Source organism: Neorhizobium sp. JUb45 (assembly GCF_004343585.1).
Lineage (GTDB): Bacteria > Pseudomonadota > Alphaproteobacteria > Rhizobiales > Rhizobiaceae > Neorhizobium.
This window is the reverse complement of record NZ_SLYW01000009.1, coordinates 95134-105744: the sequence shown is the minus strand read 5'-3', so window position 1 is coordinate 105744 and position 10611 is coordinate 95134. Positions and strand designations below refer to the sequence as shown.

General features: G+C 55.9%; 7 protein-coding genes. 3 read left to right on the top strand and 4 right to left on the bottom strand.

Annotated features, from left to right (window positions below; all coding sequences use genetic code 11):
• Nucleotides 1-245: 245 nt before the first annotated feature.
• Entirely contained in the window at nt 246-659 is a 414-nt protein-coding gene (locus EDF70_RS30435) for a hypothetical protein (RefSeq protein WP_245519333.1), read from the top strand.
• A 743-nt stretch (nt 660-1402) separates the two neighbouring features.
• On the opposite strand, the gene EDF70_RS24710 is transcribed toward EDF70_RS30435, so the two are convergent.
• From EDF70_RS24710 to EDF70_RS24695, 4 genes are all read right to left on the bottom strand, one after another.
• Nucleotides 1403-3121 (bottom strand): ShlB/FhaC/HecB family hemolysin secretion/activation protein, encoded by a 1719-nt coding sequence (locus tag EDF70_RS24710; RefSeq protein ID WP_132279128.1) that lies wholly within the window; start codon nt 3119-3121, stop codon nt 1403-1405.
• A gap of 14 nt (nt 3122-3135) precedes the next feature.
• Nucleotides 3136-3627, bottom strand: a complete 492-nt coding sequence (locus EDF70_RS24705) for an invasion associated locus B family protein (RefSeq protein WP_132279339.1) — start codon at nt 3625-3627, stop codon at nt 3136-3138.
• A 444-nt stretch (nt 3628-4071) separates the two neighbouring features.
• Nucleotides 4072-4494 carry a type II toxin-antitoxin system VapC family toxin gene (locus tag EDF70_RS24700; RefSeq protein WP_132279125.1) on the bottom strand — a complete coding sequence of 141 codons (423 nt, stop codon included), beginning with the start codon at nt 4492-4494 and terminating at the stop codon, nt 4072-4074.
• A complete protein-coding gene (locus tag EDF70_RS24695; RefSeq protein ID WP_132279122.1) occupies nt 4491-4745 on the bottom strand; it encodes a type II toxin-antitoxin system prevent-host-death family antitoxin in 255 nt (84 codons plus the stop codon). Before EDF70_RS24695 ends, EDF70_RS24700 begins: the two co-directional genes overlap by 4 nt.
• A 1086-nt stretch (nt 4746-5831) precedes the next feature.
• On the opposite strand from EDF70_RS24695, the gene EDF70_RS24690 reads away from it, so the two are divergent.
• Both EDF70_RS24690 and EDF70_RS24685 read left to right on the top strand, forming a co-directional pair.
• Nucleotides 5832-8009, top strand: a complete 2178-nt coding sequence (locus EDF70_RS24690) for an EAL domain-containing protein (protein ID WP_245519332.1) — start codon at nt 5832-5834, stop codon at nt 8007-8009.
• A gap of 226 nt (nt 8010-8235) precedes the next feature.
• On the top strand, nt 8236-10497 hold the full coding sequence (locus tag EDF70_RS24685) for a methyl-accepting chemotaxis protein (RefSeq protein ID WP_132279116.1): 2262 nt from the start codon (nt 8236-8238) through the stop codon (nt 10495-10497).
• Nucleotides 10498-10611 lie beyond the last annotated feature (114 nt).

Below are 10611 nucleotides of genomic sequence, written 5' to 3'. Positions count from 1 at the left end.
ACGTTGCCGGCGTTAAGAGTGCCTGCGGCAATGCGGACATCCGCGCCACCCAGAATGTCTTGCGCGATATTGAGCGCGCCACCTGCCGTGAGGGTGAGATTGTCATAGCTCACGACAGATTGCGCGGAGATTGAACCCGAGCTCGCCGTGACGACAATCTCCTTGGCTGCGGTCAGCGCGCCCTGGGCGTTTATCGATCCACCGGTTACCGCTCGAATATCATTGCCAGCCTGAGCGCTACCAAGGTGGATACCACCGTCGGCATCAAGCGCAATCGTGCCAGCAGCTTCAAGAGCACCGGTCACTGTAATGAGGCCTGCCCCACCCGACAGGGCAATGTCACCGCTCGAAGCGACCGTGTCGAGGGTGATACTTTTGGCGGCTCGGGCTTCGACCCGCTTGGCGGACTTGATCTCGGCAGCTTTGATGTCGGCGCCGGATCGAATCTTCACGCCGCCGGTGCCGGAGGCCTTGCCAATACTGATCTTGCCATCGGCAGAAAGCGACAGCTCTCCGACATTGGCCGCCATGTCGCCACGCATGCGTACGCCGGCGCCCTTGTCATTGACAATGATCTTGATACTGTCGGCCTGCATTGCGCCGAGTGCAGAACCGTCGATGGCATATTCGTCGCCGTCGCCCCCAGCGGCGGTCGATGAACGCGATCCGTAGGCATAATCGCTCGAGCCGGCAGTGAGCTGGAGATCCTTGCCGTAAACCGGTCCGTCGATACGGATGGTGCGCGAAACGATATCAAAGATATCGACGGCACCGGCACCGTTGGCAAGATTTGCGCCGCGGCTGCCGATAGTGACATCACCTTTACGGACGGTCAGACCTTCCAGCGACCCATCGGCGCCGATGACTGGTACGCCAGTCGACAGGACGGCCCGCGGCGTGTTGATGAAACCACAACCGTCACAGGTCAGGCCATTCGGGTTGGCAATAATCACCGAGGCGCGCCCGCCGAACACTTCGGTTGCGCCTTCGAGACGGCTTCGATTGCCGCCGATCACTTCGTTGAGGATGACGGAGGCGGGAGCTTTGCCGCGAAGATTGGGATTGCCGGGAACAACACCGCCAAGATTGGATGTGCCAAGCTCACCATTATGGTTGTTGAGGATCAGGCCCGGTGTTCCGACATTAAAGTCGCCGTATCGGTTGTGAGACAGGCCGGCGCCGTTTGGAGCGACGATATCGACCATGGGAACGCCGTTCGGCGCCGCAGAAATGCCCGGGCCACCGGTTGGCGTTCCTGGCGTAATCGCCTGCGCATGCGCCAGCGTCGGTTGAACGAGCATGGCAACGGTCAGAACCGTGCTGACTGTCCGCTTGAATGCAACAACAAGACCGCGGCTGGCGGAAGCCTTCAGGGTCTGCATGCGTGCCACCTTAACCATTGTCACCACTGCGTCGATAAATTGATGAAGAGAAGCTGCTCATTGCCACCATTGCGGCGGCTGACATGCAGAGCGGAAAACCCCGTATCGAGATTGATGCGGCCACCGCCAAGCCGTGTTCCGGCGGTAAAGCCATAGGCCTCACCACCACCGATATCGAAACGTGTCTGGCGAAATATCTGCCCATAATCGAAGCCGAGATAGGGCCGCAGTTCGCCAAGGTAGGAGGTCATCACCTCATTGGCTTGCCATGGATTGGTCCGCCAGGAGACTTCGTTGCGCACAAAGAAGCCGTTATTGCCGAAAAGCTTGCTTTCCCGGCTGCCACGCACCGTCGACCAGCCACCCAGCGCCATCTGCTCGGATCCAAGAAGATTGTCGCCCGAGAGCTGCATATTGACCTGCGAATTTACTTCGAAGGCGGTGAAGCCAAGGTCTATCGGCCGGGCAGCCGACAGGCTGGCATACAATTTGGTAAAACGAGGTTCCGCCTCTCCAGCCGCAGGTGCGCCCGGATCTATCGCGCCGAGGATGCCGAGCCCCTGATCAATCTGCGCATCGAAATTCCAGAGGCCGCCGAACATGCGCTGCGAATGCGAAACGCCGAACGAGCCGACCGTATAACGGCGGCTGCCAACTTCAAGCTTCTGGCCCAGAAGAAAATTGTCGGTTTCCTTGTAGAGCAGTCCTCCATGAACCTTTGTCAGACTGTCCGCACCGCGTTGAACAACTCGCTCGAGGTCAAATCCGGCCTGCCCCGACGTTCCGGTTGTCTCGACGTCGGAAAATGCCGCGGGAACCATGCTTTTGTAATCATACCAGGAGCCATTCAGCGAAACAGTCCAGTAGCCCCAAGGGATACTCACGTTGCCGGAATAGCTGTTGCTGGATCCGCGCCCATCGCCCCCGCCGGGATAGTCCGGCCCGGATCGCTCGTAGCTGAACGACATCATATCATTCAGACCGAGCAAGCCATCATAAGTAACTGCCACGGACGATTTCGAGTATCCGGTCGATTCCTGTCCCAGATTGTTATTGCCGACGGTCACATGCCACGGGCGGCTCTGCTCCAACGAGATGTTGAGCGTTGAACTCCCTTCAGCAGTGCCAGGAAGAAATTCTGATTTGGCTTTATTGGAGCGGAGCCTGTTAAGTTGATCGAGCCCCTGCTCCACGTCCCGCATGTTCGCGGTTTCGCCCAACATTCCCGGGAAAGCCGTTGCAAGCGTTGAGCTGCCGTTTCCGTCCTTGCCGTTGATCTCGATTTTTTCGAGGACACCTTCGACGACCTTGATGCGCAATATCCGGCTGGCAACGAGGTCCTGCTCAGGCACATATGCACGCGATGTGATATAACCGCGATCGAGATAGACGTTTGTGACGGCCCGCAATAACTCGGTTATGCCGGGAAGGCCAATGCAGGTATTCGCATAAGGACGCGTGACAGCATCAATTTGAGAACCGAGTCGTGCCGCATCTTCAACAACCACGCGGGTAATCTCGAAACAGGCTGCCGAGGTCTCTCCAACGGGGACTGGCTGCACAGTTGGTGCGTCGGATCGTGGCGTTTGCCTGGTCAGCGTTTCGATGCGCTCGCTGCGCATCGCTTCACTTTTTTGGCGAGCGAAATCATCGGCCGGATTTTGACCCATGGCTTGACTTGAATAGAACAGGCCAAGAGCCAACAGCGCGCCGCGCCAGGTCGTAGAATGCGAAATCATGAGGTGACCGGATCTTAGCTTGCGGCGTTGAGTTTCTTCATCGCAGCCGTCAGGCCATCCAGAGAAAAGCGAATGTTGACTGTCTGTCCATTGACAAGATCGAGCTTTGCACTGCCCGAACGGCCCTTCGACAACTGAGCCAGCAATGCTGTATTCAACGGGCTTTGGACCCAGCATCCCGACTGGTTACAGTTGCGATAGGACAGTTTCGCCGCAGGTTTGTCATCAACAGAGATCGAAAGCCCTGCGGACAGAAGCACGTTGAGCGGCACCAGCATGGTAAGGGAATGCGCCGGTTCGTTTGCGCCTTTTACGGCAGCCGCCGGCGCAACGGCAAAGGTCATGATCGTGACGTCCTGGTCCGCCTGCTTGATGGTGGCGACCTGTACGACTTCGCATTGTTTCGCTGTGGCACCCTGAGTATCCGTGCATCTGACGTTCCAGGCGCCAAATCGCTCGACGGCATGCGCGATCTTTGCCCCATCGGGCGCAGGCTGCTCGGCCATTGCTTGTACAGCGAAAATCGAAAGAAATCCGAATGGCAAAAGCCATCCGAATACAAATCCCCTATTCAACACGACCGCCCCCGCAATCACATATTAGAAAAACGCGAATAATAATATTCGAATTCAGTTACTGAGAACGGGATGAAAATGTCAACGCAGGCGTGCAATCACAATATAAACGAAGTGAACAAACGGTTTCATCAACAGATATACGTTCTATTCGCTGATAATTTAAATTATCCATCATGGATCAATCGCCAAATGGGTATTTTTACGACAAGACTATCAAGGTATATTTACCGTATCCTGATCATCGGGCGGCATTTTTTCGAATCGCGACCGTTGGCTTGTAGAGTTTCAAACGGCCGATCAGCACCCTGCGAAGACACAGCAAGAATCTGCTGAGATAGCCGCGAAGCTCCGACACACCAGAAGTGCCCGATCTCAGGCCAGCCAGGGATTCACCAGCACAACGCCGGTTCCCTGAAAATCCTGAATGTTGCGCGTCAAGACCACAAGCCCATGCACGAGCGCTGTAGCGGCAATGATTGCATCAGCTTCATTGCGGCGATCTGGAACGTGTAAATGCGCGCAGCGCGTCGCAATGGCATCGTCGATAGGTAGGATACGTTCAGAAAACTCTGGTCGAATCCGGCTATCCATCCATGCCCGCAGGCGAGAACCCTGCGTAACATCACGACGTTGGATGCCGAGGATCCCGCGCTCAAGCTCTAGTATTGTTATCGCAGAAATGTACAGATCTCGGGCATCCTGCCCGCTTATCCAGGCCGTCACGTTCGAATCTGCTTTACCGTCACCAACCTTCCGGAGTTCGGAAACGACGTTTGTGTCGAGCAAATATTTCAAGACAGGTCAACTTCGCGAGCTGCTATGATCGCTCTGGGCGGATTGAAATCGATATTCGCCAAGCCGGGCATTGATAGGGCTTCAACAAGATTGTGACGTTTACCTATCAGGCGCTCGAACTCACCATATGTCATCAACACATGTGACGGTCGGCCTCGATCAGTGATGACCACGGGTCCCGCTTCAGCAGCCTTTTTAGCTCTGCCGACATCGTGGTTCAATTCGCGACTGGTCAAGCTGCTGGTACCCAAACGCCCCTCCATGTAGGAACATACCTACATATAGCCCGCTCGCATCCAATGTGCAATGCTCTGAATGCACTTCGGGTCCCGACTTGAGCTTTCAAGCTCTTGATGAGGATCGAACCAACGACCCATTGAAATACCGCAGCGAAATCAATGATGCTGCCGCAAGATGTCAGCCAAGATTTTTCTGCGCGTGAGCGCAGGCGGTTATTCTCTAAATCGCGTTCAGAGAGACGAATGTGGCGCGACTGTCTTCCCAGTAGACATCCAACTACGGGCGTGTAGGTATCAGCAATCGCGGCGGGCTCACCGAACCTTCCACCCGTTGGGGAAAGCAAATTTTCGTGTGATGCCGGCCTTGCGTTTGGACCGACAGTCAGTTGCACCCTGTGACTGCAATGGCAGCGAACTGACTAAATGCTTGTGGGGGTTTATCCCACTCGGCGTCGCTGGTGCAAGCCGGGCAAGGGATACTTACGCTCACACAAACACATGGCCGCCTTCCAGTCCGCGCCCGATGCGGGTGGGCCTCGCACACGAAGTGAGTATCCTTACAAGCTTTGCAGGGTGCGACCGACAGTATCACCGTGATATCCTGAGAATTCGAGCCCATCGCTTTCGTACGGAGCCTTCTGATCTCAGGTAGACAAGAAAGTGATTTGCAGCAAGGGCGCGTAATGAATTCGGAACCGGCGCTGAACGAGCTCAGGCGTGATGCATTAACCCACACCCCAAAGCCGCAAGTTCGCTCTCATTTTTCACCCCATTTTGCAGCTGTCTCACGAGTATGAGCGCGAGAGCTTCAGCATCTGGACCTATCTTGGATAGCTGATGCTCTGCACATATGCCGTCAAATACTCGCTGCAAAAGGTCCAGTTCAGCCGGCTGTACTGGCGTCTTGATTGTCGAAAATGGCATATTGAACTCCGAATCAACAAAAGCGTGATTAGAAACATGACATATTGACGTATTCATGTCCTGTGTCCGGCAGCGTACGCTACGCTTGCTCTATATTGGTCCCTTAACCATAGGTGTTCTACGCGTATTAAGCACTGCTGATTTACCGTCTTCGAAACAATGGGGCGGTTCGCAGTGCATATAAACATCCAGTCAAGACGGTTTTTGACATTAGCCTTACCAGTAACCGCCGCGGCGATCATTTCCCTCTCTCTTCTTCTGGCATTAGCATTGGCAAGTCAGGCCATCGATGAGGTTGCCGCCCAACGTCAGCGTGTGTTGGTAACCCTGACGGTCGCGAAGCTGGAGGCTTCTGTTGCACATGATCAGGAAAGTGCGACCGTGTGGGACGACGCGGTGCGGAACGCGTCTGAAAGAAACATGGATTGGCTCGACACCAATCTCGGCGCCTGGATGCACAGCTACTTCGATCACGATGCAGCAGTGGTGCTCGGTCAAAACCTTAAGCCAATATACCAATTCATAGCCAACGGCCCGAATGCACCCAGAACAAATCAACTAGAGAAGGCTTACCGACCACTAGCAGAGAAATTACAAAGCCGCCTCGCCTCCGGCGATCGCAGCGGCGTTAACAACAAAACGCTGTCGATTGGGGAAGCTGATGTTGCGTTCGTTGGCTTTCGTCCCGCTGTCGTCAGCGTAAAGCCAATCGTGTCGGACACTGGTGATATCGAGCAGGCGCCGGGCTCGGAAAATCTGCACGTCGCAGTGCGTTTCCTAGACGGCGATTTGCCGACCTTGATTTCCAGAGACTATGGCGTTGAGAACCTTTCGTTTAGCGTCTCGAAACCTAAAGACGACCAACTTTCCTTTGTTGCGCTAACGGCGCGCTCGGGCGGGACTATGGGCTATTTTCATTGGATCCCTTTCCGGCCTGGCCAGAGCGTGTTGCAAGCGACAAGGCCAATGTTGGGTTTTGTCTTCGTGGCAATATTCACAGCGGCCAGTCTTGCGGGAGGTATGTTTTGGAGACGATCTGCACGCCTTGAGGAAAGCCAAGCTGAACTTCGACATCAGGCGACTCATGACGCACTTACAGGTCTTGCCAACCGCGCGTACTTCACCCAGCATCTCGACACAGATCTCAAAAATGCCCGTCAACACGAGACCCACAGCGTTCTGTTCATCGATCTGGACAAATTTAAGGAAGTCAATGACACGCTAGGTCATCCGGTGGGCGACAGGCTGATTGCTGATTCCGCTCAACGACTTCGTGAACTTCTCCCGACCGCACTGATCGCCCGGATCGGCGGTGATGAGTTCACGATTCATCTGGCGCATCAGGAATCCGGTAAGGCCGAGGAAACTGCTGAAGCTGTGGTCGCAGCTCTGCGAACTCCCTTCCTGATCGACGGGGTGTTCGTGAGCGTTGGGGCCAGTGTTGGGTTAGCGACCTCTGTCGGCCCCGCCAATGGTGACGAGCTGACAAGACATGCGGATATAGCTTTGTATCATGCTAAGGCCGCCGGTAGAAACACCTACGCGGTTTTCGGCGCCCATATGGACGAACTGTTGAAGAAGCGGCGCGCTCTGGAGCACGATCTTCGCGAGGCAGTCGAGAACAAGATCGGCATTGAAGTTCACTATCAGCCGGTCTTTTCAGCAGAGACGAATGCCATTGTTTCCCTCGAAGCGTTGGCACGGTGGCAACATCCGGATTTCGGTTTCATAAGCCCGGACGTTTTTATACCTGTTGCTGAGGATTGTGGTGCGATCAATCAGATCGGTGCGATAGTCCTCGAGGATGCATGCACCCTCATGGCCGAGTTTCCGGACATCGAGGTCGCGATCAACGCATCGCCGACCGAACTTTCCGCGCCTGGTTACCCCCTCCGAGTTCTGTCAGCGCTAGCCAAGGCAGGGATAACACCGTTCCGACTGGAGATCGAACTGACGGAGAGTGCCGCTGCAGATGAGAACGGCCGCGTGGCACAGGCTGTATCAACGTTGCGCAGTGCTGGCATCCGTTTTGCAATCGACGATTTTGGAACGGGTTATTCGTCGTTCTCTCGAATCCAGAAAATCGAGGCAGACAGAATAAAGATCGACCGTTCATTTATTAACGAGATGCATAAGGATGACAGCCGAGCGCTGGTGATCGCGATGATCACCATGGCGCAGGCGAAAGGGCTGATGATCACGGCAGAGGGTGTCGAAACGTATGAGCAGCGAGAGCAACTTATGAAACTTGGCTGCGATCACCTGCAAGGGTTCCTTCTCTCCCGTCCTCTTAGTCCCGCCGCCGCTAGAGCGCTTCTTGCTAACCACACATATGAATGTGCAACTGCCTGAGCGCTCAACGGGGCTCGGCCCCAGTAAGGATATGGATTGCGAGAGTCGTTGCTCGACCGTGCGCGTAGTAGCGATCTCTCATCATCGTTGTAAATCCAGAAACGCGCACTGATGCTGATACTGGATTGTGAGCTCGCCAAGAGCGCCAACGGACCGATAATATTTAGCTAAAATTCAACATTCTGATTTAACGGTCATCGCCAAAGCAATGCGAGCGAAATGAATTATGACTGCCACCACGACCGTAACCAAACCTCTCTGGCGCAAGATTACCCTTTATGGATGCGGGGCTGTGCTTTTTACCAGCGCTGCCATTGGCGGCGTCGCCTGGTATGAGCAGCGAACGTTGAACGATAAGGCGCTCTACAATAAGGCAGCGAGCGACCTGCAAGTCATCCAGACGGACATGGATGCTATCCAACGATCTGCCACGGCATTGGCTCTCGTCATTGCTGGCGAGCCCGATACCCCAGCACTGATTGCAAGCAATGATCGCCAAGGGTTAATCAGCAAACTTTCGAAAAATCTTACTGCCATCGCGCAAGCCGGTGGGCTGCAACTTGTCACGATTGCAGATGCTAACGGCAACGTTATCGCCCGCATGCACGCCCCTGACAAATTCGGTGACAACTATATGGGTCGCCGCAAGACGGTCGCATCGGCCATCACGTCCGGCAAGCTTGCAGCTGGTATAGAACCCGGCAGAACCGGGATCGGCATCTATGCTGTCGCCCCAGTCATTGTTGACGGCCAAGTGGTTGGCGTAATCGATATCGGAACAGAGCTCTCGAACCCATATTTCACGCCATTGGCAGAACGACTTGGCGCCGAAATTTCGGTCAATGTCGTGTCTGAGGGCAAGCTCGTAAACCAATCCTCGACCGACGGGAACCAAGCATTCCTAGACAACTTATCCCTTCAAGCCGCACTCGAGGGTCAATCGGTTTTTGAACAGGACGTCCTCGAAGGCCGTGACATGTTCATCAAAGCCGTTCCGTTCAGTTCATTCGCCGGCGAGAAGATCGGTGTCATTGAGGTGGGGACGGACGCGACCGAGATCCTTGCAGGTGCCCGAGCCTCGCTTTGGACCATGCTGGGTGTCACTCTCGTCATTTCGCTGCTCGCCCTGACCGCGTTCTTCGTGTTCGCCAAGTCGCTTGGCAACGCTATCGGCCGTCTCACCTCCACGATGGGACGCCTGGCATCCGGTGACCTAACGGCAAACGTCGAAGGCGAAAATCGCCCGGACGAAACTGGCGCGATGGCGCGTGCGGTGCAGGTGTTCAAGGACAACGCGCTGAAAACCAAGGAACTTGAGCGCCAAGCCGACGAGCAGCGTAACATGACCGAGGAACAGCGCCGACAGAATGCCGAGGAAGCGCGTATTCGCGCCGAGCAGATGGCGGAAGCCACCAACGGTCTCGCAACCGGCTTGAAACACCTGTCTTCGGGCAACTTGACATTCCAGCTCGATCGGCCGTTCGCACCGGACTTCGAAAGCCTGCGCGCCGATTTCAACGCAACTGTGGAGCAGCTGCGCGATACGCTCGGCTCCGTCGCACAAGCTACCACCTCGATCGACAGCGGATCTCGGGAAGTGAGCAATAGCGCTGACGACCTCGCAAAGCGTACTGAGCAGCAGGCGGCTTCGCTGGAAGAGACAGCGGCCGCCCTCGACCAGATCACCGTCAACGTGACCAACTCCTCCAAGCGCGCCGAAGAGGCCCGCACGGTGGCAATCCAGGCCAATGAAAGCGCCCGCCAGTCCGGCGCCGTGGTTGCCGATGCCGTGCAGGCCATGGGCCGTATCGAAGAATCGTCAGGGCAGATTTCCAACATCATTGGTGTGATTGACGACATCGCCTTCCAGACCAACCTTCTGGCGCTCAACGCCGGTGTTGAAGCGGCTCGCGCCGGTGAAGCTGGCAAGGGGTTTGCTGTCGTCGCGCAGGAAGTGCGTGAACTCGCCCAGCGTTCGGCCAAAGCTGCGAAGGAGATCAAGGATCTCATCGGAAAATCCTCGATCGAAGTTGGCACTGGTGTCAAGCTAGTGCGGGAGACGGGCGAGGCTCTGCGCGCCATCGAATCCCATATCGTCACGATCAACCAGCATATGGATTCGATCGCCACATCGTCACGCGAACAGTCGGTCGGCCTTTCCGAGGTCAATACCGCCGTCAACCAGATGGACCAGGTGACCCAGCAGAACGCCGCCATGGTGGAAGAGGCGAATGCGGCCGGCGCAACGCTTGCCACAGAAGCGGGCCGCCTGCGCGAGCTGATTGGCCAATTCCAGCTTGGTCAGAGCCAAGGCATGGCCAACCCCTCGTCTGCCCTGCGCCAGACTGCCGCGATCATGGCAGCCTCATCCCGCTCAGCACCGGCCGCCTCCCCGGCTCGCGGCATGGTCGGCAAGATTGCCAGAGCTTTCACAGGCCGAGGTGGTCCGGCGACCGCGGCGGCGACAGATAACTGGGAAGAATTCTGAACACCGACGGCGCCAATGGAGGTCGACTGCTAGCGCGGCCTCCATACCAGTTCACGACTGGTATGCATCAGCATTAACGCACCTTCACAATCAATTACTCTCGCGTTCCACCAT

What these genes read in the sequence shown, in the direction of transcription:
- EDF70_RS24710 (WP_132279128.1), bottom strand. Translation starts at nt 3,121, where the DNA reads ATGATTTCGCATTCTACGACCTGGCGCGGCGCGCTGTTGGCTCTTGGC.
- EDF70_RS24705 (WP_132279339.1), bottom strand. Translation starts at nt 3,627, where the DNA reads ATGGCCGAGCAGCCTGCGCCCGATGGGGCAAAGATCGCGCATGCCGTC.
- EDF70_RS24685 (WP_132279116.1), top strand. Translation starts at nt 8,236, where the DNA reads ATGACTGCCACCACGACCGTAACCAAACCTCTCTGGCGCAAGATTACC.